Here is a 26,883-nt window from a genome sequence, read left to right as displayed (position 1 = left end):
CCCCCGAGCGTGTTCTGCGCGAGAGTACGGGGAAATCTGGGGCCTTCGGAAGCAGATGGCGGAAAAAACCGGGAAAGCCAGGGGGAAACCTGCGCCATGAGTGGTATTACTCAACCTCCCGAGTACGACGCCTCGGTCGCGGCGGACCGCACTGTTGACAGACTGTGGCGGTGGAGCGCGATCCGGTAGACCTCTTGCAGCCGCTGTGGCGTTCGCTGGTCGTGTTCCGCCTGATCACCTTCGGGTTCGCCTGTTTCGGCGTTTGGACCCGGTGGGGCGGCATCGCCCGGCCGTCCGGCGCCGTACTGCAGCTGGCGATCATGGGTGTCTGGACGCTGATCTCCTCGATCGGCTACAGCAGGCGCTGGGGCCGGCGGAACACGCGGCTCGCCTTCGCGGATCTGGTGGTCACAGCAGGCTGCATGTACGCCACGCTCCTCGCGCAGCCGCTCATCGACATCAGAGGTGGTGCGTCGGTGCTGACCTCGGTCTGGGCCGCCGGGCCGGTGCTGGCACTCGCGATCTCCCGCGGACGTGACGGTGGTCTGCTGGGAGCCGCCACGATCAGTCTGGCGTTGTTGTCGCTCCGTGGGTTCGAGAGCGCCTCGAAAGTGCTCAGCAACGTGCAGCTGCTGCTGGTGGCCGGACTGGTCGTCGGGTACGCCGCTACGACGATGCGCCGGGCTGGAGCCCGACTGCGGGAAGCTATCGCCGCAGAGAGCGCGACCGCCGAACGACTGCGGCTCAGCCGGTCGATCCATGATGGTGTCCTGCAAGTGCTGGCCCAGGTGCAACGCCGTGGTCATGCCATCGGTGGCGAGGCTGTGGAGCTCGCCCGAATGGCCGCCGAGCAGGAGGTTGCCTTGCGCACCTTGATGTCCGCGCGGCCCGTGGCTGTGAACGGCGGTCAGACCGACCTGTGCGGTCAATTGATGCCGTTGGCCACTACCAGGGTCGACGTGGTGGTGCCGGCTGATCCGGTGCTGCTCCCAGCCGCTGCCGCGGACGAGCTGGTCGCTGCGGTGCGCGAGGCCCTCAGCAACGTCGACAAGCACGCCGGCCACGGCGCACGCACCTGGATAGTCGTCGAGGACCTCGAAGACGCCGTACTGGTGTCTATCCGCGACGATGGTGCCGGTACGACGCCCGCCGAGCTGGAACAAGCCCGCGTGGACGGCCGCCTCGGGGTCAGCCAGTCGATCCGCGGCCGCATGACCGACTTGGGCGGCACCGCCACCGTCCGCACCGCGCCAGGCGAAGGAACCGAGTGGGAGCTGAAGGTAAGTAGATGACCAGAGTGATGATCGTCGACGACCACCCGATGTGGCGTGAGGGTGTGGCGCGCGACCTCGGCAGCCGTGGGTACGACGTGTGTGCGACCGCGCAAGATGTCGCGAGTGCGGTGAAGATCGCTCTGGCGACGCGACCGGATGTCGTGGTGATGGACCTGCAGCTGGGTGACGGTTCTGGCGTCGATGCGACGCGAGAGATCACCGCGGCGCTTCCCGACACTCGTGTGCTCGTGCTGTCGGCCAGCGCGGAGCAGTTCGACGTACTGGCTGCTGTGAAGAACGGTGCGTCGGGCTATCTGGTGAAGTCGGCGTCGCTGGACGAGTTCGACGACGCAGTACGGCGTACTGCGGAAGGGGACGCGGTTTTCAGCGCCGGACTGGCCGGACTGCTGCTGGGGGAGTACCGGCGGTTGGGAGCTGGTCCCGAAGTACCGCAGCTGACCGAGCGGGAGACCGAAGTACTGCGGTTGGTCGCACGCGGGCTAACTGCGCGCCAGATCGCGACCCGGTTGGTGCTGTCACACCGAACGGTGGAGAACCACGTGCAGAACACACTGCGGAAGCTCCAGTTGCACAACCGCGCCGAGCTGGTGCGCTATGCGATCGAGCACGGGATCGACGCCCCCGAGTAGTCCCCGGGGGCGTCGCCCCTTGTCTTACAGGCCGTTCGAGAACAGCAGCCGGTTGACCGTGCCGCCGGTGCCACCGTTGGTGACCTTGTTCGGGGTGGCGTTGGTTTCGATGTAGGACTTGACCGTCGCCGGCGTGGCCGAGGGGCTGCTCTGCAGGTAGAGGGCCGCGACACCCGCGACATGCGGCGTCGCCATGGAGGTCCCGCTCATCGAGCCGCTGCCACCGGTCCGCAGCGTGGAGATGATCGCCGAGCCCGGCGCGTACACGTCGACACAGGCGCCGGTGCTCGAGTATGAGGCTCGTGCGTCGTTCTTCTCCGACGCCGCGACCACCAGAGCGGTCTCGATCTTGCGCGGCAACCGGTCGCACGAGTTGGCGCCGGTGTTACCGGCCGATGCGGCCAGGAAGACACCGGAGTTGATCATGGCGCGCAGCGAGTTCTCCAGCGTGGTGTTGGCGCTGAAGTTCCACGAGGCGTTGGCCACGGCGGGCTTCACCGCGTTCCGGGTGACCCAGTCCACGGCGGCGATCGCGGAGGACGCCGTACCGCTGCCGTTGCAGTCCAGCCACTTCACGCCGTGCAGCCGGACGCCCTTGGCCACGCCGTACGTCGTGGAACCGACCGTGCCGGCCACGTGGGTTCCGTGACCCATGCAGTCGGTGTTGTTGGTGTCGATTCCGTTGAAGTCGAACGTGGCGCGGCCGCCGAAGTCCGGGTGCGATGGAGTGATTCCGGTGTCGATGATGTAGGCGTGCACGCCCTGGCCGGTGCGGGTGTAGGTGAACGAGTTCGACAGCGGCAGGTTGCGCTGGTCGATCCGGTCGATACCCCAGGACGGCGGGTTGGTCTGGGTCGCGTCGACGGCGTTCTCGATCCGGACGTCCTGCGAGATCGCGACCACGTCCGGGCTCTTCTGCAGCGCGCTCAGCTGGGCGGCGGTGAGCTTGGCACTGAAGCCGTTGACGGCGGTGCTGAACTGCTTCTGCGGCGTGATGCCGAGGCCGCTCTTCAGCTTCAGCCCCTTCTTCAGCTCGACGATGTAGGTGTCCTTGATGGCAGAGACGCCAGGCTCGGCCTTGGCGGCCTGGACCGGGACGAACGTCCACTCGGGTCCGCCGGCGCTGGCCGCACCGGCGGTGGTGAGAGCGAGGGCCGGGGCCAGGCCCACGGCGAGAATCAGCGAGACGGTACGACGCACGGGTTCCTCCTCAGGAACTCATCACCCACCGGGGCGGAGGGGTGATCACCGACGGTCCGAGGTCGACTACGGACGGTCGATGGAGCAGCAAGTTAGGCTGTACTCACCTGACACGTCAATCAATTGAGGCGTGCGCTGATGTCATGGCACAGCGCTGCCGCGCGGCGCGCTTGAACCGGCTCCGTACACTGTGCGCCACGCCAGCGATGGCTGCTCTCTGTCACGACACCCGTACTGCGGGTGCCCATCTCCGGAGGCTGTAGTGAACCGGTCGTCCCTCGTTCGCGCGCTGCTCGCGTTCTTCGTCCTGGCCGCTTCGACGTATGTCGTCCTGACCGCGAAGCCCGAGCTCGGCCTCGACCTGCGGGGCGGCACGCAGATCGTGCTGGAGGCGAAGGACACGCCGGAGGTGAAGGTCAACAAGGAGATCACCGACAACGTCACCCAGGTGCTGCACCGCCGCGTCGACGCCCTCGGTCTCGCCGAGCCCAACGTCACCCGCCAGGGCGAGAACCGGATCATCGTCGAGCTGCCCGGGGTTCAGGATCCCCGCGAAGCCGCGAAGGTGGTCGGCAAGACCGCCCAGCTGACCTTCCACGAGGTGCTGAACCAGGTCGCCGAGAAGCCGGCGAAGACGGCCAAGGGTGAGATCTGGCTGCCCAGCGACGCCGGTGCCGGCGTGCTGCAGCTCGCGAAGCCGGCGATGACGGGTCAGCTGGTCAGCGGCGCCGACGGGATGATCGACCCGCAGCAGCCAGGCCAGGGCTGGTTCGTGCAGATGAAGTTCAAGGGCGACGGCGGCAAGATCTGGGCCGACATCACCGGCAAGGCCGCGTGCGAGCAGGTGAACACGCCTAAGCGGATGATCGCGATCGTCCTCGACAACGAGGTGATCAGCGCCCCGCAGGTCGACCCGAACGGCGGCAACCAGCTCTGCGGCAGCGGCATCCCCGGCGGCACCAGCACGATCAGCGGTTCGTTCACCGAGGCCGAGGCCAAGGATCTGGCCGCGCTGATCGAGGGCGGCTCGCTGCCGGTCCCGGTCGAGATCATCGACCAGCGCTCGGTCGGCCCGTCGCTCGGCAAGGACGCCATCCAGGCGAGCGCCGAGGCGGCGATCATCGGCCTCGGACTGACCGCGATCTTCATCATCTTCGTGTACCGGCTGGTCGGCCTGATGGCCGTGCTCGGCCTGATCGGCTACGCCGCGATGTCGTACGCCGCGCTCACCGTGCTCGGCGCGACGCTGACCTTGCCCGGCCTGGCGGGCTTCGTGCTCGCCATCGGGATGGCGGTCGACGCCAACGTCCTGGTCTTCGAGAGAGCCCGGGAAGACCACATAGCCGGCCGAACCGACGGCCTGCGCCGTTCACTGCGCAGTGGTTTCCAGAACGCGTTGTCCGCGATCGCTGACTCCAACATCACCACGCTGCTTGCGGCCGGTCTGCTGTTCTTCCTGGCCGCCGGACCGGTCCGCGGATTCGGTGTCACGCTGAGCATCGGTGTGCTGGCGTCGCTGCTGTCGGCGCTGGTGGTCACGCGGGTGCTGGCCGAGTTCTTCGTGTCGCGGAAGTTCGTCCTGCGCCGACCCGGCCTGAGCGGGATCGACGGTCACGGCCGGTTCCGGACCTGGCTTGAGTCCCGGCGTCCGGCCCTGATGGATCACAGTCGGCGGTGGCTGCTGATCAGTGCCGTCGTGATCGCGGTCAGCGTCGCGGGCGTCGTCGTACGGGGTCTGAATCTCGGCATCGAGTTCACCGGCGGCCGGTTGCTGGAGGTCAGCACGGCGCAGCGAATCACTCCGGATCAGGCGCGTTCCGCCGTGGGCGAGGCCGGTTACCCGACCGCCATCGTGCAGGCGACCGACAACGACAACGTCACGGTGCGAACCGGCACGATCTCCGACGAAGAAGCCGAGAAGGTCCGCGAGTCGATCGCGCGCATCGGCGGCAGCGCCGAACTGGTCCGCAACGAGAGCATCGGCCCGTCGCTCGGTGAGGAGCTGCGCAACAAGGGCCTGATCGCGCTCGGGATCGCCTTGCTCGCCCAGCTGGCCTACTTGGCCGCGCGCTTCCGCTGGACCTTCGGCGCCGGCGCGGTGCTCGCCCTGATCCAGAACGTCGCCGTCGTGGCCGGCGTCTTCGCCTGGACCGGCAAACCGGTCGACGGCATCTTCCTGGCCGCGATCCTGACCATCATCGGCTACACGGTGAACGACTCGGTCGTCGTCTTCGACCGCATCCGCGAGACCCGCAGTGCTCGCGCCACCGAGAATCTCGGCCCGGTCATCGACACGGCGATCGTCAACGTGCTGCCGCGAACGGTCAACACAGGGATCTCGACGCTGTTCATCCTGGCGGCACTGCTGATCCTGGGCGGCGATTCGCTCGGCGACTTCTCGCTGGCACTGCTGCTCGGAATCCTCGTCGGTACCTACTCGTCGAACCTGACCGCAGCCCCACTCCTCCTCGAGCTCGAGCGCCGCTACCCGGCCCCGCCGCCGCGCCCGAAACGAGCCCAGGTCGACCGCGACGCCGCACCGGACCGCGGTGCCGTCGTCTAGGTAGACAGTGTCTACGGCGCTCATGTAGACATTGTCTACATGATCGCCCTCGCGCTGCTGACCGCCTCCGCGTGCTGCCACGCGGTGTGGAACCTGCTGATGAAAACGGTCAGCACCAAGGGCGCTGCCTTCGTCTGGCTCTGCGGCCTGATCACGCTTCCGCTCTCCATCGCGCTGCTCTTCCGACCCACCTCCGCCCCGTGGTGGCCGGCGCTCGTCAGCATGGCCCTCCACACCCTGTACGCCGTCACCCTGCAGAAGGCGTACGCCGCCGCTGACTTCGGCATCGTCTACCCGGTCAGTCGAGGCTCTGCCCCAGTGCTCGTCACCCTGGCCAGCGTCGCGTCCTCGTGGCGCGTCTACGCGGGCGCGGCCCTTGCGCTCGTCGGGGTACTCCGGATGGATCCGCCGCGGCGCAATCAGCCGCTCGCGCGCGGCGTCGTACTCGGACTACTGGTCGCCGCCTGCACAGCGGCGTACACGTTGTGGGACGCCTATGCGATCGCTTCGTTGCACGTCGACCTGCTCGCCTACCTCGCCGTCGGCAACGTCGCGCAGGTTCTCGTGCTGTCGGTGCTGGCTCGCGGCCATCGAGCAGTCCTGGGGGAGTGGCGGCGTGCGATTCCGATCGCCATCCTCACTCCGGCCAGCTACGGCCTGGTACTCCTCGCGCTCTCCTTCGCCTCCGTCAGCACGGTCGCCGTCGGCCGCACCCTGAACGTCGTCCTCGGTGCCCTCCTCGGCTTCTTCGTACTTCGCGAACGCGTAACCCGCACCCGCCTAGCCGGCCTCGCCACAGTCGTGGCCGGCGTCGTACTCGTGAGCACCTGAAAGGCCTCTCCATGAAAGACCTGGTTCTGCTGCATGCCGCCGTCAGCAGCCCCGCCACCTGGGACGTCGTCACCCCAGCCCTGACCGACCTCGGCTACCGCGTCCACACCCCGACCCTTCTAGGCCACGGCTCCGCCGAGCGCCGCCGTACCTACACCCTCGACGCCTTCCGCGACCACCTGATCGCCGACCTCGACCACCGCGGCCTCACCGACATCACCCTCATCGGCCACTCCCTAGGCGCCTTCGTAGCCACCACGATCGCCATCGCCCAACCCACCCGCGTCAACCGACTCATCCTCGAAGAACTCCCCATCCCACCCCGAACCCCCACCGACCCAGGCCCCTCCGACCAAGCCACCCCAGCATTGCTTCTCCGTGCCCTGGGCCTGATGACCCGCCGCAAAGCCGACCCCCGCCTCCTCCACCACGCCATCACCGCCCTCCGAACCCCCAACCCCACCTGGTGGTCCGCCCTCCCCACCCTCACCGCCCCCGCCCTCCTCCTCACCGGCGGCCCCACCAGCCACCTAACCCAATCCCGCTACCCGGTATTAGCCAGCACCCTCCCCACCGCCACCACCCACGAGATCCCCGTCGGCCACCGAATCCACACCAAAGCCCCCACCGCCTGGCTGGAAGCCATCACCCCACACCTCCGTAGCTAACTCACTCGTGCAGCTATCCCATGGCGACGTAGTTGTCCCACCGGCGCAGCCAGCCATGGCGAGGTAGTCGTTCCGCCCCGCGCGGGGACGTGGTCCCGCTGGCTCAATAGGCGCGCCGGGGTGCCAACGAGCCGGGGGAACCACGGTCGCGGCGCCAACCGAGCGATGATCGCGGCGCGCTGCGACTGCCCGAGCTGGACCCCCACATCTGCAGGCGAACCCGGCGCGCCACGTGTGGGTTTGGGGAAGATCTCGTGCCCACCAGGCCCGACATCCTCGCCGACTAGCCTCCGCCGCCGCGCGCACACCCGACATACGGTCGCTCAGCACAGGCTCCACTGGCGGCATGGCTGCCTCCACCACGCCCTCACCCCCGAGTCCGTACGGCGCCGCCGTACGAATGCCCTCCCGCCCCACCTTGTGCACCCACCAACCACCGCCTGTGCCGCCAACTGGTCGAGCCGTGCTCAAGGTGCGAGCGGTACGTCGCCTTGTGCACCCATCGACCGTGGTTCGTGGGGTGGTGTGGTTGAGCGGTGCTCAAGGTGCGTGCGGTACGTCGCCCCGTGCACCCACCGACCGTCCCCACAAACCGGCGAAGCGGCGCACGAGCCCAACCACTCCAAGGCCGACCCGCGCCGGCCACCGCTCCGCTCCGCGGGTTATCCACAGCCGCGATCAGCCGAGCAGATTCTGTCGGCGGCGCGGGCTAGGGTGTGGCGGTGGGTGTTGACGTACGCGAACTGCTCGAGGCCGCTGTCTCCGGGATTGCCGGGCAGACCAGACCGGGTCAGGTGGAGATGGCCGAGGCCGTCAACACCTCCATGCATGACGGCTCGCACCTACTCGTCCAAGCCGGCACAGGTACCGGCAAGTCGCTCGGCTATCTCGTTCCTGCGCTCCTGCACGCGATCGAGGACCGCCGCGTAGTGGTCTCGACCGCGACTCTCGCGCTGCAGTCGCAGCTCGTGGACCGCGATGTCCCCGCACTGCTCGACGCGACCGAAAAGCTGCTGCCGCGCAGACCGTCGTACGCGATTCAGAAGGGCCGCAACAACTACGCCTGCCTGCACCGGATTCGCGAGGGTGCGCCCGACGAGGACGGCATGCTGATCGACGTGCCGCCGCCAGGCCAGATCGGTCAGCAGGTGCTGGAGCTCCGCGACTGGGCCGAGCAGCAGTTGCTCGACGGCGCCGCGGGCGACCGCGACCACGCGCCCTCACATCAGTACCAGGCATGGCAGCAAGTGGCGATCGCCGCGCGCGAGTGCCTCGGCGCGCAGAAGTGCCCGTACGGCGAGGAGTGTTTCGCGGAGAAGGCGAAGGAGCAGGCCCGCAAAGCGGACATCGTCATCACGAACCATGCCCTGCTCTCGATCGACGCCTTCGAGAACCGCACGGTCTTGCCCGAGCACGACGTGATCATCGTCGACGAGGCCCACGAGCTGCCCGCCCGCGTCACCGGCGCGGCTGGCGATGAGCTATCGCCGCAGATGGTGGAGCGAGCAGCCAAGCGATCGCGGCGATTCGTCGACGACGACAAGGCCGACGACCTGATCGACGCCTCGGACGCACTACGAGCAGCGCTCGACGGCACCCGCGAAGGCCGGATCGAGCCCTCGAACACTCCCGTGCTGGAGGCCGCCGGTCTCGTCCGCGACGCTGCCCGCCATCTGTACTCCGACCTGAACAAGAAGTCCGACGACAAGGACGACGACCCCGACGGCGCCAAGCGTCAAGCCAAAGGCGCGGTCAAGGAGATCTTCGACGTCGCCGAGCGGGTCGCCGCTCTGAACGATCTGGACGTCGTCTGGATGGCCGACCGCGACCGCTTCGGCCGCGAGTTGCGGATCGCGCCGCTGACGGTCGCCGGACTGCTGCGTGAGCTCGTCCTCAAGGACCGCACGGTCGTGCTCACCTCTGCCACCCTGACCCTCGGCGGTGACTTCGACTCGATCGCGCGCCAGGTCGGCCTGCGTCCGGCCGACAAGCTCGAGAGCGACGACGAGATGCCCAAGCTCGACGACAGCGCCGAGACCGGTCCGCTGCCGTGGCGCGGCCTCGACGTCGGTTCCCCGTTCGAGTACGAGAAGCAAGGCATTCTGTACGTCGCCAAGCACCTGCCGCCGCCGCATCGCGACGGCCTCGGGCAGAAGCAGTTCGACGAGATCATCGACCTGATCACCGCGGCCGGTGGCCGCACGCTCGGCCTGTTCTCATCACGTCGCGCCGCGGAGGCAGCCACCGCAGCCGTGCGCGAGGCGACCGACCTGACGATCCTTTGCCAAGGCGATGCGCAGCTCGGCGAGCTGGCCAAGGAGTTCGTCGAGAACCCGGAGACCTCCCTTTTCGGCACGCTGTCGCTCTGGCAGGGCATCGACGTACCGGGCTCGACCTGCAACCTCGTCATCATCGACCGCGTCCCGTTCCCGCGTCCCGACGAGCCGTTGATGGCGGCGCGGCAGCGTGCGGTGGACGAGGCCGGCGGCAACGGCTTCATGGCTGTCGCGGCAACCCACGCTGCGTTGTTGCTTGCCCAGGGCACCGGTCGACTGATCCGCCGTAGCTCCGACCGTGGCGTGGTCGCGATCCTCGATCCCCGCATCGTCACCCAGCGGTACGGCGGTTTTCTGCGCGCCTCCTTGCCTCCGATGTGGCCGACGGCGGATCGTGAGAAGGTGCTTGCTGCCTTGAAGAGACTCCAGTCGACATGAGCCCGCCGGACGGTCCGCCGGTGCTGCCGATGATGGCCGCGCTGGGGGAGATGCCGTCCGGATCGGACTGGGCGTACGAGTCGAAGTGGGACGGCATTCGCGTCATCGTCGAGATCGACGACGGCGTCTGCCGGCTGTGGTCGCGCAACAGTCGCGATGTCTCCGGCGGATACCCGGAGCTGGTCGGTCTGGCCGCGACTCCGAGTCTGCGGCTGCCCGCCGTACTGGATGGTGAGATCGTCACGCTGGACGAGCACGGTGCGCCGTCGTTCGGGCTGTTGCAACGGCGGATGCACGTGCGAGATCCTCGGCAGCTGCGGCATCTGATCACCGAGGTGCCCGTCTCGGTGCGGCTGTTCGACGTCCTCCGGCTCGACGGGAAATGGTTGCTCGAGGCACCGTACGACGATCGCCGCGGCCTGCTGGAGTCACTCGACGTCGACGACCCGTTCTACGAGACCCCGGCCGCGTACACCGACGGCGGCGAAGCCCTCGACGTCGCGATGAATACCGGACTCGAAGGCGTCGTGGCGAAGCGCCGCCGCTCCCGCTACCTGCCCGGTCGGCGCAGCGCAGACTGGATCAAGGTGAAGCCCGTCCAGACCCGCGACGTGATCCTCTGCGGCTGGCATCCGGGGGAGGGGAACCGGGCCGGCAAGATCGGATCGTTCTACTGCGCCGCGTACGACGAACCCGACGGCGAACTGCTTCTGATCGGCAAAGTCGGCTCTGGCCTGGATTTCGCGACCCTGGACATGCTGGGCGCGGAGCTGGCCGGATTGGAGATCGACCGCCCGGCCTTCGATCCCGCCACGATTCCCGGGCCGGACCGCCGCCGCGCGCACTGGCTGGACCCGGTGCTCGTCGCCGAGGTCACCTTCTCCGGCTGGGCGGCCGACGGCCGGCTGCGCCATCCGGTCTGGCGCGGTCTGCGTCTCGACATCGATCCCGGCAGTGTCCTGGTCGCGTCCTGAGAACGGCACGCCGACTCATGAGACAACCGTCCGGAATACGGTCGGATTTGCGGTGCACTGTGACGCCGAATGTCCAGGTGTTGCAGCAATCACGAGCAAAGTAGTTGCGCTCGGCATCGATCTCCGAGCGGGACCCCGCGCAGGTCAGTCGTTCGATTCGCGCGAGTTGACCGGCACCGCCAGTGCGGCCTCGATCTTGTCGGCCAGCTTCTCGGGCGTATTGGTCGGCGCGTAGCGCGCGATCACTCCGCCGTCGCGGCCGATCAGGAACTTGGTGAAGTTCCACTTGATCCGCCCGCCGAGCAGGCCGCCCTGCTCGCGTTTCAGCCAGTTGTACAAGGGAATCGTTCGCGATCCGTTCACGTCGATCTTGGCGAACATCGGGAACGTCACGTGGTAGATCGTCGAACAGAAGTTCGCGATCTCGTTCTCGTCACCGGGCTCCTGGTGGTTGAACTGGTCGCAGGGGAAGCCCAGCACCGAGAAGCCCTGCCGACGGTAGGTCTTGTAGAGCTTCTGCAATCCCGCGTACTGCGGGGTCTGGGAGCACTGCGAGGCCGTGTTCACCACCAGGAGCACCTGGTCGCGGAAATCGGCAAGAGACTGTTCATTGCCTTCGATCCGGCGCGCGCTGAAGTCGTAGACAGTCGTCATAGGAACAATGCTGACACGACCCGCCGGAGTTCGCTCGCCGTCTGAGATGTCAGACTCGTCGCAGAACTGTGACGACCTTTCCGAGGATCACCGCGTTCTTGCCGTCGATCGGTTCGAACGCCGGGTTGTGCGGCAGCAGCCAGACCTCGGACTTGGTCTTCTTGAACGTCTTCACGGTCGCCTCGCCGTCGATCATCGCGGCGACGATGTCGCCGTTCTCGGCGGTCTGCTCCTGCCGGACGACCACCCAGTCGCCGTCGCAGATGGCGATGTCGATCATCGACTCACCCTTGACCTTCAGCATGAACAGCGTGCCCTCGCCGACCATTGCCTTGGGCAACGGGAAGACCTCTTCGACCTCCTGCTCGGCGAGGATCGGGTTACCGGCCGCGATCTGCCCGACGACGGGCACGTAGACCGCGTCCGGGTGCGCGTCGCCGGCTCCGGTCTCGTCGTACGCCGTCTGCCGCACCGAGCCGAGTGCGCTGCGGCGGGCCGCGGCGTCGACCTCGCCGGGGTAGCGGACCTCGATCGCGCGCGGCCGGTTCGGGTCACGGCGCAGCAGGCCCTTCTGCTCGAGCACCCGCAGCTGGTGCGACACCGACGACGAGCTGGTCAGTCCGACCTTCTCGCCGATCTCACGCATCGAGGGCGGGTATCCGCGGCTGTCCACCGAGTCCTTGATGACGTCCAGCACGCGGCGCTGCCGCGGCGTCAGGCCGGTCGCGTCGGCCGGCCCGTCGGGCAGCTCGCTCACGGTCCGGTCCGCGGTGCCCGCGGCGCGGTCCTCGTTCTTGCTGGAACCGCTCGGCGTCCTGGGCATCGGTGATCCGCTCCTCTGGTCGGGCCGGCGAAAAGGCACCGGCCAACGTTGCTCGACTGAGATGACCGTAGACCGAATCCTGAGATTCTTCAAACATCTGTTCGAAGGCGTGTCGGTTCGCACGTTTGTTCGTGTGTCGGGTTATGGGGCGGGAATTCTCCGGGCGTGTCGCTGTTGAGGGTAGTTGCGTCCATGCGGGTCTTGGGTTAATCATTCGTACAGACGTTCGATCGAACAGGTGTTCGGCTGGTGGCCTCGCAGAAACTGTCGGAGGCGGCCGGTAGACAAGGAATCACAGCGAACAACGTGGTCTGGAGGATCTGATGAGCACAGCGGCACTCGCAGCGGATGCACTGGCCGGCCGCCTGGCACCCGAGGTTGCGCCCGCTCCCCAGGGGGTTCCGCGCCGCCGCCGGATCCCTGGCGCCACCACCGAGCCGCTTCCCGTCCGCGGGTGTGCCGGTGAGGTGCTCGGCCGCCATGTCGCCGAGCCGGCCGCGCTCCGTCAGGTGTCTCGCACCCGGCAGTCGCGACAACCGCACGAATTCGAGGCTCCGGCCCTGCGGTTGACCCGGCGCGGCCGGATGCTGGTCTCCTTCGTGTCGGTGCTGGTCTTCGGGTCGGCCATCGCGGTGCTCGGCCTGCGGATCGCCGGCGTTCTCGACTCCGGCCCCGACTTCAGCAGCACGGTCCCGGTGCAGGTGGCCCCCGGCCAGAGCCTGTGGTCGATCGCGCAGCAGACCAACCCGGGTCAGGACCCGACGGTCGTCATCGAGAAGATCGCCGACCTCAACAACCTGACCGGCCCGGCCGACGTCATCCCTGGTCAGACGCTGCAGATCCCGATCGCCCGCTGAGCCACTCGTCCCTGAGTAGCGCGTAGACGTACTCGTTGCACCATTCGTCCTTGAACCACAAAGCCTGCAGATGATGGGCCTCGCGGCGCATCCCGAGCCGCTCGAGCAGTTGCGCCGATGCGGTGTTCCGATCGTCCAGTAGCGCGACGATCCGATGGAGTCCGAGCTCCTCGAAGCCGAGCCGTAGCATCTCCCGCGCGGCCTCCGAGGCGTAGCCCTTGCCGTGGTAGCCGACGTGCAGTGCATAGCCGATCTCGCCGAGCTGGTCTGCCTCGCTCGCCCATTTCAGCAGCGCCTCGCCGATGACGGTCCCGGTCTCCCGCAGCTCGATCGCAAGCACGAGCCACTGACCTTCCTGTGTCACGCGGTCCTGCGTGAGCTTGGCCTCCAGTGCGACCCGTGTCTGCTCCCGATCCCGCACCGGCCACGGAACGTACCGCACGACATCCGGATCCGAGTGGAACGCCAAGAGGTCCTCGAGGTCGCTCCGCCGATGCGGCCGCAGCTCGAGCCGCTCGGTCCGCAGGGGGTAACTCGGGTGCAATCCGCTCACAGCGCCGTCCTCACGTGTAGTCTGTCTAACGCTGTTAGACAGTAGCCGCCGCAACCGAACCCCACAATGGAGTTCTCCGTGCCCGATCATCGTGCGCCCGCCTCTCATGCGGCCGTAGGCATCACCGTCGCCGCGATTGTGGATGCGGCGCTGGAGATCATCCGGACGGTAAGCGTCGACGGGCTCACCATGCGCGGAGTGGCCGATCGGCTGGGAGTGCGGGCGCCCACCCTCTATCACCACGTGCACAACAAGGCGGAACTCCTCGATCTCGTCGCCCGCAACGCGTTCGATCAATTCGTCGAGGACGACGCGGCGTACGAGACGCTGACCAGCATCGACGAATGGATCGCGCTCACCAGAAGCGGTTCGCTGGAATTCCGTGCGTTCTACGCCGACCACCCGGGCCTCGCCGCTTTGATGCAGGCGAAGGCAACTCCCGACCGCGATCAAGGTCCCGGTTCGCGAGCCGCCATTGTGCGGGTGCAAATCGAGTCGCTGGTCCGGCTCGGCGTACCAGAGTCAGACGCGCGTCATCTGTTCGAAGTGACCGCTCGCTGGAGCCTGGCCGCCGTCGTGGCCGAATCAACCGGTACGACGGACCTGTTCACCGACGGTCTCGACCTCTTCCTGGCCGGCCTCAGGTCCCATCTGGTCGAGCTGACTACTTGACCGCGTCCAGCCAGAGTTCGGCGTACCGCGGGCCGTCCACGGCCGTCGCAACCTCGACCACGGTCGGCGAGACGCCGTACGGATCGCTGCTCAGATCGGTCGACCAGTCCCGAGTGTCGACGATCGTGCGCCCACGCGACCAACTCCCGGCCAGCTCCACGCGAAGCGGGAAGCGCTGCGTGGTGAGCCCGTCGGGATCAATCACCGCGCACACCGCACCGCCGTCGCCGATGCTCGCCCCCGCGGCGCCGTACAGCTCGCTGCGTTTCTCGATCAGCTTGCGCGCGAGGTCAGCCGAGGCCGATCCATCGAGCGCCTGAGCCTGCTCAAGCGTCACAACCACGTCGTAGAAGACATCCAGCCCGTACATCGTCACCGGTACGCCGAGCTCTCCGGCTGCCGCGAGCACAATTGCCGCGGCCTCCGGGTCGGTCCAGATGTTGAACTCGGCCGACGCCGTCGCATTCCCGATCCCGGCGGCCCCGCCCATGAAGACAATCTCGCCCAGCCCCGCCGCGGCCTCGGGATAGGTCCGGAGCAGCAGGGCGATGTTCGTCATCGGTGCGAGCGGAATCAGCGTCACCCGCTCGTCCTTCGCCGCGGCATCCAGCAAGACGCCGCGCAGCAACTCGATCGCGGGCACAGGACTCGGCTCACGGGTCGATCGAGGCCAATCCAGTTCGCCGAGCCCGTCCACGCCATGCACATGCGGCGCAGCCCGCATCGGTTGCAGCAGTGGCAGCGCTGCCCCACGCCCAACCGGTACGTCGGTCCGCCCGGCCGCCTCGAGGACGGTCAGGGTGTTGATCACGACGTCGTCCAGGCCGACGTTTCCGCCGACGCAGGTGACGGCCCGCAGATCGAGGTCGGGATGCCGGGCGGCGAGCAGGAGCGCGCACGCATCGTCGAGGCCGGTGTCGACGTCGAGGATCACCGGCTTCATGGCGCCATTCTCACCCATCGACCGGTCCACCCGAACTCCGGGGGAGGGCCGCAGTGTCCTCCCGATCAGCCCCCTTTCGGTGACGCCACGCGGGACTACACGGGGCCGCGCGAGTGTTGAAACCAAGGACGGGACAGACCGTCTTCGAAGCGACGCGCGCGAGATCTGGCCGTTCTTGCAAACTGTCGGAGCAGCGATCTAGGATCCCTAGATGTAGTGGTTACACGGGTGTAATTTTCCACAGGTAGTGGTTGGTTACACACAGGCCATACACAGGTTGTCCCCAGATCCATCCACAGACACAGTCGGAGATCCGCCCCAGCGGCGGCCTACGGAAGGAGTGATTCGCCGTGCACTGTCCGTATTGCCGGCACACCGATTCCCGTGTGGTCGACAGCAGGGTGGCCGAGGACGGCGGAGCGATCCGCCGCCGGCGCCAGTGCCCGGTCTGCGAGAAGCGGTTCACCACCGTCGAGCAGATGCAGCTGACGGTCGTGAAGCGCTCCGGCGCGACCGAGCCGTTCAGCCGGGAGAAGGTCGTCAACGGTGTGAGCAAGGCCTGCAAGGGCCGGCCCGTCGGTGCGGATGCGCTGTCCCGGCTGGGCCAGAAGGTCGAGGACGCCCTGAAGGCGAGCGGTTCGCCGGAGGTTCCCGCGCACGAGGTCGGTCTTGCCATCCTCGGGCCGCTGCGGGAGCTGGACGAGGTCGCTTACCTGCGGTTCGCCAGTGTGTACCGGCAGTTCGAGTCGGCGGACGATTTCGAGACGGAGATCGCCCTGCTGCGCGCGGAGAAGGAGCCCGAGGGCACCGAACCGCCGCCGCTGACGCCGACCCAACAGACATAAATCGGGGATTCGCAGTACCAGTAACACGGCGCGCAGTACGGCGTTGGCAGTACCAACGGGGCGGTCCCGGGCAGGCCGCGGCAGGGCGATCACAATTTGCGAGGAGCAACCATGACAGAGACGGTGACCGGCCATTCGGGGTCGACCAAGCGGTCGGCGGCCGGGTTCCGTGGGCGCAAGAACGCGCCGGCGGGACTCACCATCGAGCGGATTTTCACCACCGAGGGCGTACACCCGTACGACGAGGTGACGTGGGAGCGCCGCGACGTCGTCCAGCAGAACTGGAAGACCGGTGAGACCGTCTTCGAGCAGCGCGGGGTGGAGTTCCCCGACTACTGGAGCGTGAACGCGTCCACCATCGTCACCACGAAGTACTTCCGGGGCGCGGTCGGCCACGACAACCGGGAGTGGAGCCTGCGCCAGCTGCTCGACCGGGTCGTCAAGACCTACCGCAAGGCCGGCGAGGACCACGGCTACTTCAGCACTCCGGCCGACGCCGAGATCTTCGAGCACGAGCTCACCTGGATGCTCCTGCACCAGTACTTCAGCTTCAACTCGCCGGTCTGGTTCAACGTCGGCACCACGTCGCCGCAGCAGGTCTCGGCCTGTTTCATCCTGGCCGTCGACGACTCGATGGACTCGATCCTGAACTGGTACAAGGAAGAGGGGCTGATCTTCAAGGGCGGCTCCGGCGCCGGCCTGAACCTGTCCCGGATCCGTTCGTCCAAGGAGCTGCTGCAGTCCTCCGGCGGCACCGCCTCCGGCCCGGTCTCCTTCATGCGCGGTGCGGACGCGAGCGCCGGGACGATCAAGTCCGGCGGCGCCACCCGGCGGGCGGCCAAGATGGTCGTGCTGGACGTCGACCACCCCGACATCGAGGAGTTCGTCGAGACCAAGATGCGCGAGGAGGAGAAGATCCGCGTCCTGCGCGACGCGGGCTTCGACATGGACCTCGGCGGCCGCGACATCACCTCGGTCCAGTACCAGAACGCGAACAACTCCGTCCGGGTCACCGACGAGTTCATGCGCGCGGTCGAGGAGAAGGGCGAGTTCGGCCTGCGGGCACGCCTGGACAACTCGGTGATCGAGACCGTCGACGCGCGGCAGCTGTTCGACAAGATCTCCCAGGCCGCGTGGGCCTGCGCCGACCCGGGCCTGCAGTACGACGACACCATCAACGACTGGCACACGACGCCGGAGACGGGCCGGATCACCGCGTCCAACCCGTGCTCGGAGTACATGCATCTGGACAACTCGTCCTGCAACCTCGCGTCGCTGAACCTGATGAAGTTCCTCCGTGACGACGACATGTTCGACTCGGAGAAGTTCGTCAAGGCCGTCGAGCTGATCATCACCGCGATGGACATCTCGATCTGCTTCGCCGACTTCCCGACCGAGCCGATCGGCGAGACCACCCGCGCCTACCGGCAGCTGGGTATCGGTTACGCCAACCTCGGTGCGTTGCTGATGGCAACAGGTCACGCTTACGACTCCGACGGCGGTCGCGCACTGGCGGGCGCTATCACGTCGCTGATGACCGGTACGTCGTACCGGCGGTCGGCCGAGCTGGCCGGCGTCGTCGGCGCGTACGACGGCTTCGAGCGGAACAAGGACGCGCACACCCGGGTGATGCGCAAGCACGCCGCGGCCAACGACGCGATCCGGACCATCCACGACATCGACAAGGACGTCCACACCCACGCCACGCAGGCGTGGGAGGGCGTGCTGAAGATCGGTGCGAAGAACGGCTGGCGCAACGCGCAGGCCTCGGTGCTCGCGCCGACCGGCACCATCGGCTTCATGATGGACTGCGACACGACCGGTATCGAGCCGGACTTCTCGCTGGTCAAGTTCAAGAAGCTGGTCGGCGGCGGCTCGATGCAGATCGTCAACCAGACGGTCCCGCGGGCGCTGCGGCAGTACAACTACACCGAGGAGACGATCGAGGCGATCGTCGAGTACATCGCGGAGAACGGTCACGTCGTGGACGCGCCCGGCCTGAAGCCGGAGCACTACGAGATCTTCGACACCGCGATGGGTGAGCGCGCCATCAAGCCGATGGGCCACGTGCGGATGATGGCGGCGGCGCAGCCGTTCCTGTCCGGCGCGATCTCGAAGACGGTGAACCTGCCGGAGACCGCGACGGTCGAGGAGATCGCCGACGTCTACTTCCAGGGCTGGAAGCTCGGCCTGAAGGCGCTGGCCGTCTACCGCGACAACTGCAAGGTCGGCCAGCCGCTGGCCGACGCCAAGGCGAAGAAGGCCGCCGACTCCGCGTCGGCCGACGACGCGGTCGCGGCCCAGGCCGCCGTCGCGGAGAAGATCGTCGAGAAGGTCATCGAGTACCGGCCGACCCGCAAGCGTCTGCCGAAGTCGCGGCCGTCGCGGACCACGTCGTTCGCGGTCGGTGGCGCCGAGGGCTACATGACGGCGGGCTCCTACCCCGACGACGGCCTCGGCGAGGTCTTCCTCAAGATGGGCAAGCAGGGCTCGACGCTGGCCGGCGTGATGGACGCGTTCTCGATCGCGATCTCGATCGCCCTCCAGCACGGTGTGCCGCTGGAGACCTACGTGCAGAAGTTCACCAACCTGAAGTTCGAGCCCGCCGGTCTGACCGACGACCCGGACGTCCGGATGGCGCAGTCGATCATGGACTACATCTTTCGTCGGCTTGCTCTGGACTACCTGCCCTTCGACGAGCGCGCGGCCCTCGGCATCTACTCCGCCGAGGAGCGTTCCCGTCAGCTCGACACCGGCTCCTACGAGCCGGCCCCCGTCGAGGTCTCCGAGGCCGAGTCACTGAAGTCGGTCGAGCCGATCGCCGAGGTGACCGAGGTCGAGAAGCCCGCCGAGGCAGCCGCCGCCAAGCCGGTCGACACCTCCACGGTCCGCACCACCGCCGAGATGTTCGAGCTGATCACCGGCACCTCGGTGGACGCCCCGCTCTGCTTCACCTGCGGCACCAAGATGCGCCCCAGCGGTTCCTGCTACGTCTGCGAAGGCTGCGGCAGCACCTCCGGCTGCAGCTGACCCACAACTGAATGCACTCCGGCCCCCGGGAACTTCCCACTTCCCCCGGGGGCCGCGGTGCGTCTGGGTGGCACTCTGCGCGGATAGCGTTCGGTGCCATGCGCATATCGATCCGCCCCTTGGCTCTGACCGCTGTACTGACCTTCGCCGCGACCGGCTTCGTGACCGCGCCGGCGCGCGCTGCGGCCGTCGTACCAGCTGACTGCGGTGTCTGGACGACGGCGTACCAGTCGTCCGGTCAGCGCGTTTCCTACGGCTACACCAATCAGCAGACCCAGGTCGTCTCCTACCCGGGAGACACACTTCCTTGGGTGCCGACCGCCCAACAGCAGCTCGGCGGCGCCGGCGACATCGACCTGTTCATCAGCAGTGAGCTCGTCACGCACCCGACCGACGGCTACATCTACGCGCTCGAGCGCCGCGGTGAGCGGACCAATGGTGTCTGGAAGATGACTCGCAATGAGCTCAAGCGGCTGTCGTCGGGCTTCGCAGGTACGCGCGTGCTGGCCTACGGCTACCCGTACCTCTATCGCGTCGCCGGTACGTCGCTCTTCCGGCACGAGGTCTCGTACACCGACGGCGCCTGGGCCGTGTCGGCGCCGGTGCGGTTGGCCTCGACCAACTGGGACGGCGTCAAGACGTTCACCTTCGAACGCACTGAAGGGACCGGCGCGGCGGCGGTCGACGTACTGATCGGCACCAAGAGCAACGGCGAGCTCAAGGAGTGGCGCATCAACCGCGCGACGCCGACCAGCATCTCGTCGACCGTCCTGAAGACGACCGGTTTCAGCACCTTCGGCAGCCTCAGCACCGGCTACTGCCAGGAGCACCCGGCTGGGCGTCCGCTGCTCGGCATCACGCCGGCCGGCGCAGCCTCGGCGTACTTCGACGCCACTGCGAACGACCGCAGTGGCGCCGACATCACCGGAGGCTCGCTCGGTGCACTCGGCTGGACCGGCAAGGCCTATGGCCAGTAGGGCTCAGGTCGCGAACGAGCCGGTCACGACCGAGTAGGACTCGACCCCGTCGCGCGACGACCACAGGCGGATACGGACCAGGGTGCCGTCGGGCACCGAGAAGTTGCAGAACGAGAAGCCCTGGTAGTCGGCCACGGTGGTGTCGTCGAAGCACTCGTGCGCGTCGTACCAGAAGCCGACCTGGCTCTGGTACAGCTGAATGGCCGCCCGAGCGCTGTAGCCGTCAACCTGGTCGTCGTGCACCCCGAGCCACTCGCCATCCGTGCAGTAGATGGCGGCGCTGAGCCGCGAGTTGAGTAGTTCCCTGGAGGGATGGTTGTAGCAGTTCGCCATCGTGTTGGCATACGCCGGTGCAACGGTCAGCACGGAGGTGGCGAGCAGACCGGCGGCAAGCCCGGTAGCAACGCGTCTGATGGAGAAGGGCATGGGGCGGCTCCCAGTCGTCGTGATCGGAACGCAGATCATAGGCCGACGGCTGGGAGCGCTTCCAGCAGTTTCTAGTGACCGAAGCGGTCTGAGTCGGCGGCCGCCTTGCCCGTACCGTCGAGGGCAGTCAGCGTGGCGAGCTGGTCAGGCGAGAGATCGAAATCGAAGACCGTGAGGTTCTCCGCCAGCCGATCGGGATCGGCAGACTTGGGAATCGGTACGACGTCCTGCTGCGTCGCCCAGCGCAGGACGACCTGGCCCGGCGTGCGGCCGTGGTCCTTCGCGATCTCCTGGACGATCGGGTTGTCGAGAAGGTCGGTGCCTTTGCCCAGAGGGCTCCACGCCTCGGTGACGATCCCGTGGGCGGCGTGGAACTCGCGCTCGGCCGGCTTCGCCCAGACCGGACTGAGCTGGACCTGATTGACCTCCGGCGCGATGCCGGTCTCGTCGATCAGGCGCTGGAGCTGCGTCGGTTTGAAGTTCGACGTACCGATGGCTTTGACGAGTCCTGCTTCACGCAGCGCGATCAGTCCTTGCCAGGCCTCGACGTACTGATCCTGGTCCGGGTTCGGCCAGTGGATCAGCAACAGGTCGAGGTAGTCGACGCCGAGCTTCTCCGCGCTGGCTTCGAAGGCCGTCCGGACGCCGTCGACGCTGTGCCACCGCTTGTTGAACTTCGACGTCACGAAGACCTCAGCGCGCGGTCCCTGCCGGAGCGCTCGTCCGACGCCGGTCTCGTTGCGGTAGTTCTCGGCCGTGTCGATCAGCCGGTAGCCCAGTTCGAGCGCGTGCCCGACCGTTCGCTCGGCCTCCGCATCGTCCATTGGCCAGGTGCCCAGCCCGACCCGCGGCATCGCCGTTCCGTGACTCAACGTGACTGTCGGGACATCGTTCATCGGTCTCCTCCTCGGCAGCGACTCTCCGGCCACCGTACGCCGTTCACCGTCCGCTGCCGGTCCCGGATCCCGTCGTACGGCGTACGGGCGGGTGGGTGTCTCAGCCCCCGTATCGGGGGCGCGAATTGTCGGAGGCGTGGTCCATGATGGAAGCCTTGCGGGGAACGAATCGCGTTGGAGGGTGGGCGAATGCGCAATCGGCTGATCACTCTGGTGGACCTCGGACTCGACAGTTCCTTCGACGCCTCGATGACGTTCGTCCAAGGCATCACCGGCAACATCAACGCCGGCTGGGACGAGCCCTTCATCGACGTGAACTTCGTCCGCACGCGTGACCACGAGACCGCCTTCTCCGCTCTGACCACCCCCTCCACGGTCCTGCACGTGATGGCACACGGTGACCACAGCGAAGAGCCCTCCTTCCTCTCCACCGACGGCCGCACCCAGGTCTCCCTGCGCTCCCTGGCCGACTGGTTCCTCGACCGCCAATGGGGCATCTCCAGCGGCGTCGTCATCGCCGACGGCTGCAAAACCGGCATCGGCAAGTGGCAACGCGCCATCCGCGACTGCCTCCAGGACGACATCACCTACATCGGCACCAGCACCGTCGTCGGCTGGTACGAAGCCACCGTCTTCTGCTCCGCCTTCTACGGCGCCCTCGTCCGCAACCGCGGCCTCGGCCGCACCCCCGCCGAACAAGGCTGGGACGCCGCCAACCGAGCCATCAGCGCCTACGAAACCCTCACCGACGCCCGCTGCCCCTACAAACCCGTCCTCCTCACCCCCTCCCGCCGAGCCCTCCGCTCCCTCACGGGCTAGTGCTGGTAGGTCGGAGCAGCCGGACTCGCCTCCGGCTGCTCCGAGTTGGTGGGCGCTTCGGGGGAGCGCGGAATTGGGTCGGGGTTGGGAGGCGGGGGCGACACGCTTCGGGGGGCTGGGGTGGGGTGGGCGTGTGAGACTTTGGGAGGGCTCGCCGTGGGGTGAGGTCCGTGGTCTGGGTTGCCGGTGACCTGGATGGCGTGAGGACGGGGAAGCCGTCCGCTGCGCATTGGCTGCTCTGCTGACGTCTGCCCGACGCGGTGAAGGAACGCCACCATGAAGCTCCATCGGAACTCCCTTCTGACGGCCGCCGTGATCGTTGTGGTGCTGTACGTCGTGTCGCTGGTGGTCGGGTTGCCGGCCTGGGCGGCGGTCGTGCTCAGCGTGGTGCTGCTCGTCTTGCTGGCGGTGGTGTGGAAGCAGCCCGAGGTGCCGAAGCCCGTGGTGCACACCGTGCAGGCTGCGCCGGCGCCCGTCGTACTGCCCGAGCCGGTGTTCTCCGGGCCTCCGACGCGGACTGTTGTGGATGTGCGGTTGCCGTCGGCATCGGCGGACTTCCAGTTCAGCTTCTCGGCGATCGTGCAGTGGTCGTCGGTGTTGTCGGGGTCGCGGCATGCCGATCTCGGTGCGGTGGCAGTGGATGCCTTGCTGAAGCGGGCTCGGGCCTTGACCACCGAATTGCAGGTGACCGAGGAAGCGCTGAACCAGCAACATCTTGCGTCGGTCTTGGGCGAACCAGCGCTCGACGACAGGGGACAGGTGCGTTGCTGGGCGACCGAGGTGCGGCTGCGGCTGCCTGATGCGGATCACAAGCACCTGCAGCATCTCGCCGCCCTGCATCGGCTCGAGCAGACGACCTTGATCGAGCGCCGGATGGAGCAGGACAAGCGTGCGTATCTGAAGGACGACGTCTTCGCCACGCCTGGATCGGCGGCAGTGTGGTGGCTCGCCAACCATCCTGGCGAGGTCGAGAACGCGCGCGGACTGCTCGACACACTCGCCGATCTGTCCGCTGCCGCGAACGACCTGCCGGTACGCCGGACCTCGGCCGAGGCGGTCGAGCAGCCGAAGCCGACCCGCGCCGAACTGGAGTTCGCCGCGGCGGTTGACGATCTGCTCGAAGTGGAGCCGCCCCGACCGGAGCAGTCGGCGAAGTCGAACGGCACTACACCGCGCGCCGTCGAGGAACGGGCCACGCGCAACGGAACTCAGCCTGCCGAGGAATCTCGCGGCGAGTATCGCGAGCAGTTCTACTCGGAGTAGGCCGGCGCGACGGGCTGTCTGCAGGGACCCGCCGCGCCGGGGTCGGTGATCACTCATTCGTCCAGCCAGCGAATGGTCGTGGAGCCGTTGTGGCCGTGGATCGTGAGCAGGGCGTCGATGCCATCGGCCCAGACTGTGGTGGTCGGATAGCGGCCGCCCCAGTGCAGCGCCACCGATCCGTCGGTCCACTCGACGCCTTCGGCGACGACGCCCGTCCCGCTGATGCCGGAGACGTCGACGTGGCGCACGAGCTGAAAACAGCGCGGCCCTGCCTCGCTGGCAACCTTCAGATGACGTCGCCGCGAAGATCTCCGCGGCAGCGTCGCGGTCCTACCGGTGATCTCGTCCATGGCCCAAGTCAACGCGCGGACGCCCGCCCTCACCAGGAACTCAACCGGTATCCACAGGGCAGAAATTAGGAACTCCGATGGTCACCCGATCGCCGTAGTCTGATTGCAAGGAGTGATCAACGCCCCAGGGGAGTGATAGCGATGACAGTCATCGATGAATGGACCGGCCGGCATGCGAACGCCTTGCGGGCAGCGCTGCGGCTGACCAACGAGGCGTTCGCCGAGCATCTGGGCATCTCGCCACGCACGGTCACCAAGTGGCGAGAGAGACCGGAGATGGTGCCGAGTGCGCAGCTACAGGAGGCGCTCGACACCTCGCTGCGAGACGCGGGGCCAGATGCGAAGCTGCGCTTCACCGCCAACCTCGGCCTTGAAGATCAGCCGCTACCACTCGACCAGGCCGCGTTGACGCAGCTCAACACCGCCATTGGAGACCTCGCGCGCGTGCTGGCGCGATTGGAGCTGGCCGAACGACAGCGGTGACGGCCACACCGTTTTCGGTCAGGTCCGCGGGGGCACTGGTTGAGCGTTCCGCACGGGGATCCGCCCGACCTAGGAGATACACATGCCTACCCGCCGAGCATCCGCGACAGGATCCAGGACCATCGCCATCATCGTCGCTGTGTGGTTGTTGATCGGCCTAGCGGCCGCGGGACAGCGGCACTACTTCTCCGGCTCCGATGCGAGCTGCGCCAAGATCGGCACCGTCCTCCTGACCGTCGTCGCCGGCCCGTTGAACTATGTCGGCGCCAACCCCAAGATCGACTGCACCGCGCCGCAACCGTCCAAGTAGCCCAGGCTCCCACGTAGCGTTCCGTTGAACCGCCGAGGAGGCAACGTGGACGTACTGCGGGACGGGATCGAGACCGATCGCGAGGACTTCGGGGTGCCCGGCGTCAGCTGGGCCGTCATCGAGAACGGCGAGATCAGCGCCACCGGCACCGCCGGCGTTCTCGAGGCAGGCAAACCCGCGGAGGTCGAGCAGGGCACGGTGTTCCAGGCCGCTTCGATCAGCAAACCAGTCGCTGCATTCGCGATGCTGCGGCTGGTGGATCGAGGCCTGCTCGACCTGGACGAAGACGTCAACAGCCGCCTCACGTCATGGCAGGTGCCGCCGACTCGTGGTTGGCAGCCTGTCGTCACCTTGCGGCAGTTGGCGAGTCACAGCGCGGGCATGACAACACCTGGGTTCCCGGGCTACCACCCTGATGCACCGTTGCCGACAACGCTCGAGATCCTGACGGGGACCGCTCCGAGCAATACCGCAGGACCGCGCGTCGAGCGCATCCCGGGCACACAGTTCGCGTACTCGGGTGGCGGAACGACAGTCATCCAGCAGCTGCTCGAAGATGTGACCGGCACACCGTTCCCCGACCTCATGCGTGAGCTGGTTCTCGAACCACTGGGGATGTCCGCGAGTACGTTCGCGCAACCGCTGCCGCCGGGATTCGCGGAGAGCGCGGCGATTGGGCACGACGAGTCAGGTGAGCCGGTAGACGGTGGCCGCCACGTGTACCCGGAACTCGCTGCCGCGGGTCTGTGGACCACGCCGAGCGATCTGGCCAGATTCGGGATCGGCATCCAGGAGTCGTACGCCGGTGCCGACGGAGCGCTCGTGTCGCCGGAGCTGGCGCGGCAGATGCTGACACCCGTGATCGAGATGGGCGAGCCGATCGCCGGCCTGACTCACCTGGGGATCGGTCCGTTCTTGAACGCTTCCGGGCGACTCTTCGGTCACAGCGGAGGGAACCTCGGATTCCGCTGCAACCTGCTGGTCGATCGAGAGACCGGGTACGGCGCCGCCGTGATGACGAACTCCGACGCAGGCCACCGGCTGGCGCTTCGGGCGTTCGCGACAGCGGGATCGTCGTACGGGTGGGAGGACTATCGGCCCGCGGAAGGGTTGTCCGATACGCCGGCGGCCGAGGCTCTGATGGAGCTCGCCGGCGACTACCGGCTCGGCGATCGGGTGCGGTTCAGCGTGCGAGCTTGGGGGAGTGGGCTGGAGGTCACCTTCGAAGGGCAACCGCCGCTGCGGTTCTTCGCCCTGTCGGCCACCCACTTCATGGCCTCGGGGACCCAGGCCGAGCTGGAGCTGCGGGACGGCCGACTGGTCTTCCAGCAACCGGGTCTCGAGCTCGACTGCACGCGGGAATAGTCGACGGATCGGGCCGGTTACATCTGATGCCGTCCGGTACAAGACCCCCGGGCCTCAACCTCAGCCGCTTCGAGCGGCTACTCGCCGAGAGGCGTCTGCTGGACGGTGCGGTACGGGACAGGTGGGAGCCGGCTGGACCGGCTTCCACCCCCGATTTGCATCTTGAGGGTGAACATCAGTAGTGTTCTTCTTGTTGGGAGCGAGTGCAGGACGCGGAAGCGGCCGGACCTCCTAACCCACCTCAAGTAAGCGCAGCTGAGACGCGTCTACGGACTCGGATCGGCCGCTGAAACACGAGGTGACTGCGAAGAAAGTAGCCGATTTGACCGGCTGCGGACAGAACAGTAAAGTTTGGCGGGTTGCCCCGGAGCTTCGAATGAGAGTTTGAAGCGCGGTGTGCGTCCGATTCTTGAGAACTCAACAGCGTGCCGAAAGTCAATGCCGAAATTTAGCATTAACCCCGTACACAGGCATTAGGCGATCCTCCTAGCCCCTGGTCTTCGACTTGTGGGTGCGGGTTTTGTTTTGTCTGTGTTCGGATTCCTTTGAATGTAATTTCTGGATTCAAGTCAGTTTGATTTGTTTCTGTTCAAAGGATCAATCGATGTTGTTGACTGTGTCGGGTCCTTTCGGGGGTTCGGCTTGTCTATATTTTTCAACGGAGAGTTTGATCCTGGCTCAGGACGAACGCTGGCGGCGTGCTTAACACATGCAAGTCGAGCGGTAAGGCCCCTTCGGGGGTA

25 protein-coding genes and 1 rRNA gene are annotated in these 26,883 nt (G+C 67.1%); 18 read left to right on the top strand and 8 right to left on the bottom strand.

What is annotated here, in order from left to right; translation table 11 throughout:
• The first annotated feature begins 170 nt into the window (after positions 1 to 170).
• Positions 171 to 1,292: a DUF5931 domain-containing protein gene (locus tag ABZS29_RS31865; protein WP_355467581.1), complete on the top strand. Its 1,122-nt coding sequence runs from the start codon at positions 171 to 173 to the stop codon at positions 1,290 to 1,292.
• Positions 1,289 to 1,924 carry a response regulator transcription factor gene (locus tag ABZS29_RS31860; protein ID WP_355467580.1) on the top strand — a complete coding sequence of 212 codons (636 nt, stop codon included), beginning with the start codon at positions 1,289 to 1,291 and terminating at the stop codon, positions 1,922 to 1,924. Before ABZS29_RS31865 ends, ABZS29_RS31860 begins: the two co-directional genes overlap by 4 nt.
• Positions 1,925 to 1,948: 24 nt before the next feature.
• Here the strand turns inward: ABZS29_RS31860 and ABZS29_RS31855 are convergent, their stop codons facing one another.
• Positions 1,949 to 3,124, bottom strand: coding sequence for a S8 family peptidase (locus tag ABZS29_RS31855; RefSeq protein ID WP_355467578.1), 1,176 nt, complete (start codon positions 3,122 to 3,124; stop codon positions 1,949 to 1,951).
• A gap of 262 nt (positions 3,125 to 3,386) precedes the next feature.
• Here ABZS29_RS31855 and secD point away from each other — a divergent pair, with 262 nt between their 5' ends.
• From secD to ligD, 5 genes are all read left to right on the top strand, one after another.
• A complete protein-coding gene (gene secD, locus ABZS29_RS31850) occupies positions 3,387 to 5,687 on the top strand; it encodes a protein translocase subunit SecD (protein WP_355467577.1) in 2,301 nt (766 codons plus the stop codon).
• A gap of 39 nt (positions 5,688 to 5,726) precedes the next feature.
• Positions 5,727 to 6,518, top strand: coding sequence for a DMT family transporter (locus ABZS29_RS31845; RefSeq protein WP_355467576.1), 792 nt, complete (start codon positions 5,727 to 5,729; stop codon positions 6,516 to 6,518).
• A gap of 11 nt (positions 6,519 to 6,529) precedes the next feature.
• Positions 6,530 to 7,186, top strand: a complete 657-nt coding sequence (locus ABZS29_RS31840; protein ID WP_355467574.1) for an alpha/beta hydrolase — start codon at positions 6,530 to 6,532, stop codon at positions 7,184 to 7,186.
• 716 nt (positions 7,187 to 7,902) lie between these two features.
• Positions 7,903 to 9,900, top strand: a complete 1,998-nt coding sequence (locus ABZS29_RS31835; protein WP_355467572.1) for an ATP-dependent DNA helicase — start codon at positions 7,903 to 7,905, stop codon at positions 9,898 to 9,900.
• Positions 9,897 to 10,874 carry a non-homologous end-joining DNA ligase gene (gene ligD / locus ABZS29_RS31830; RefSeq protein ID WP_355467570.1) on the top strand — a complete coding sequence of 326 codons (978 nt, stop codon included), beginning with the start codon at positions 9,897 to 9,899 and terminating at the stop codon, positions 10,872 to 10,874. The genes ABZS29_RS31835 and ligD overlap by 4 nt, the downstream gene beginning before the upstream one ends.
• Positions 10,875 to 11,018: 144 nt before the next feature.
• Here ligD and ABZS29_RS31825 read toward each other — a convergent pair whose 3' ends face one another.
• Both ABZS29_RS31825 and lexA read right to left on the bottom strand, forming a co-directional pair.
• Entirely contained in the window at positions 11,019 to 11,528 is a 510-nt protein-coding gene (locus ABZS29_RS31825; protein ID WP_355467568.1) for a glutathione peroxidase, read from the bottom strand.
• Between the two features lie 49 nt (positions 11,529 to 11,577).
• Entirely contained in the window at positions 11,578 to 12,351 is a 774-nt protein-coding gene (gene lexA, locus ABZS29_RS31820; RefSeq protein ID WP_355467566.1) for a transcriptional repressor LexA, read from the bottom strand.
• A 323-nt stretch (positions 12,352 to 12,674) separates the two neighbouring features.
• Here lexA and ABZS29_RS31815 point away from each other — a divergent pair, with 323 nt between their 5' ends.
• On the top strand, positions 12,675 to 13,208 hold the full coding sequence (locus ABZS29_RS31815; RefSeq protein ID WP_355467564.1) for a LysM peptidoglycan-binding domain-containing protein: 534 nt from the start codon (positions 12,675 to 12,677) through the stop codon (positions 13,206 to 13,208).
• Here the strand turns inward: ABZS29_RS31815 and ABZS29_RS31810 are convergent.
• The gene (locus ABZS29_RS31810; RefSeq protein WP_355467562.1) at positions 13,168 to 13,761 is read right to left on the bottom strand and encodes a GNAT family N-acetyltransferase; all 594 of its coding nucleotides are present in this window, start codon (positions 13,759 to 13,761) and stop codon (positions 13,168 to 13,170) included. The genes ABZS29_RS31815 and ABZS29_RS31810 overlap by 41 nt on opposite strands.
• 78 nt (positions 13,762 to 13,839) lie before the next feature.
• On the opposite strand from ABZS29_RS31810, the gene ABZS29_RS31805 reads away from it, so the two are divergent.
• Positions 13,840 to 14,433 (top strand): TetR family transcriptional regulator, encoded by a 594-nt coding sequence (locus ABZS29_RS31805; protein ID WP_355467560.1) that lies wholly within the window; start codon positions 13,840 to 13,842, stop codon positions 14,431 to 14,433.
• On the opposite strand, the gene ABZS29_RS31800 is transcribed toward ABZS29_RS31805, so the two are convergent.
• A complete protein-coding gene (locus ABZS29_RS31800; RefSeq protein ID WP_355467559.1) occupies positions 14,426 to 15,376 on the bottom strand; it encodes a nucleoside hydrolase in 951 nt (316 codons plus the stop codon). The two genes, ABZS29_RS31805 and ABZS29_RS31800, sit on opposite strands and share 8 nt — an antisense overlap.
• Before the next feature lie 350 nt (positions 15,377 to 15,726).
• Between ABZS29_RS31800 and nrdR the strand changes: the two genes are divergently transcribed.
• The 3 genes from nrdR to ABZS29_RS31785 all read left to right on the top strand — a co-directional run bounded on the left by nrdR (position 15,727) and on the right by ABZS29_RS31785 (position 20,228).
• A complete protein-coding gene (gene nrdR, locus ABZS29_RS31795) occupies positions 15,727 to 16,221 on the top strand; it encodes a transcriptional regulator NrdR (RefSeq protein ID WP_355467557.1) in 495 nt (164 codons plus the stop codon).
• 111 nt (positions 16,222 to 16,332) lie between these two features.
• Positions 16,333 to 19,251 carry a vitamin B12-dependent ribonucleotide reductase gene (locus tag ABZS29_RS31790; protein WP_355467555.1) on the top strand — a complete coding sequence of 973 codons (2,919 nt, stop codon included), beginning with the start codon at positions 16,333 to 16,335 and terminating at the stop codon, positions 19,249 to 19,251.
• 98 nt (positions 19,252 to 19,349) lie between these two features.
• Positions 19,350 to 20,228 carry a hypothetical protein gene (locus ABZS29_RS31785; RefSeq protein WP_355467553.1) on the top strand — a complete coding sequence of 293 codons (879 nt, stop codon included), beginning with the start codon at positions 19,350 to 19,352 and terminating at the stop codon, positions 20,226 to 20,228.
• A gap of 3 nt (positions 20,229 to 20,231) precedes the next feature.
• Here ABZS29_RS31785 and ABZS29_RS31780 read toward each other — a convergent pair whose 3' ends face one another.
• The gene (locus tag ABZS29_RS31780) at positions 20,232 to 20,654 is read right to left on the bottom strand and encodes a hypothetical protein (RefSeq protein ID WP_355467551.1); all 423 of its coding nucleotides are present in this window, start codon (positions 20,652 to 20,654) and stop codon (positions 20,232 to 20,234) included.
• 71 nt (positions 20,655 to 20,725) lie between these two features.
• Positions 20,726 to 21,550 (bottom strand): aldo/keto reductase, encoded by an 825-nt coding sequence (locus ABZS29_RS31775; protein WP_355467549.1) that lies wholly within the window; start codon positions 21,548 to 21,550, stop codon positions 20,726 to 20,728.
• Between the two features lie 189 nt (positions 21,551 to 21,739).
• On the opposite strand from ABZS29_RS31775, the gene ABZS29_RS31770 reads away from it, so the two are divergent.
• Both ABZS29_RS31770 and ABZS29_RS31765 read left to right on the top strand, forming a co-directional pair.
• The gene (locus ABZS29_RS31770) at positions 21,740 to 22,369 is read left to right on the top strand and encodes a hypothetical protein (RefSeq protein WP_355467548.1); all 630 of its coding nucleotides are present in this window, start codon (positions 21,740 to 21,742) and stop codon (positions 22,367 to 22,369) included.
• Positions 22,370 to 22,645: 276 nt separating this feature from the next.
• Positions 22,646 to 23,632: a hypothetical protein gene (locus ABZS29_RS31765; RefSeq protein WP_355467547.1), complete on the top strand. Its 987-nt coding sequence runs from the start codon at positions 22,646 to 22,648 to the stop codon at positions 23,630 to 23,632.
• A 53-nt stretch (positions 23,633 to 23,685) separates the two neighbouring features.
• Here ABZS29_RS31765 and ABZS29_RS31760 read toward each other — a convergent pair whose 3' ends face one another.
• Positions 23,686 to 23,982, bottom strand: coding sequence for a hypothetical protein (locus tag ABZS29_RS31760; protein WP_355467545.1), 297 nt, complete (start codon positions 23,980 to 23,982; stop codon positions 23,686 to 23,688).
• A 141-nt stretch (positions 23,983 to 24,123) separates the two neighbouring features.
• Here ABZS29_RS31760 and ABZS29_RS31755 point away from each other — a divergent pair, with 141 nt between their 5' ends.
• From ABZS29_RS31755 to ABZS29_RS31740, 4 genes are all read left to right on the top strand, one after another.
• On the top strand, positions 24,124 to 24,465 hold the full coding sequence (locus tag ABZS29_RS31755; protein ID WP_355467543.1) for a helix-turn-helix transcriptional regulator: 342 nt from the start codon (positions 24,124 to 24,126) through the stop codon (positions 24,463 to 24,465).
• A gap of 82 nt (positions 24,466 to 24,547) precedes the next feature.
• The gene (locus tag ABZS29_RS31750; RefSeq protein ID WP_355467541.1) at positions 24,548 to 24,775 is read left to right on the top strand and encodes a hypothetical protein; all 228 of its coding nucleotides are present in this window, start codon (positions 24,548 to 24,550) and stop codon (positions 24,773 to 24,775) included.
• A 45-nt stretch (positions 24,776 to 24,820) separates the two neighbouring features.
• Complete coding sequence (locus ABZS29_RS31745; protein ID WP_355467539.1) at positions 24,821 to 26,140, top strand: serine hydrolase domain-containing protein; 1,320 nt, start codon at positions 24,821 to 24,823, stop codon at positions 26,138 to 26,140.
• A gap of 655 nt (positions 26,141 to 26,795) precedes the next feature.
• Positions 26,796 to 26,883: ribosomal RNA gene (locus tag ABZS29_RS31740) — 16S ribosomal RNA — on the top strand; the annotation flags it as partial.

This window comes from Kribbella sp. NPDC005582 (assembly GCF_040605415.1).
GTDB lineage: Bacteria > Actinomycetota > Actinomycetes > Propionibacteriales > Kribbellaceae > Kribbella.
Note: the sequence above shows the minus strand (reverse complement) of the source record. Positions and strands in the feature narration are given on the sequence as shown.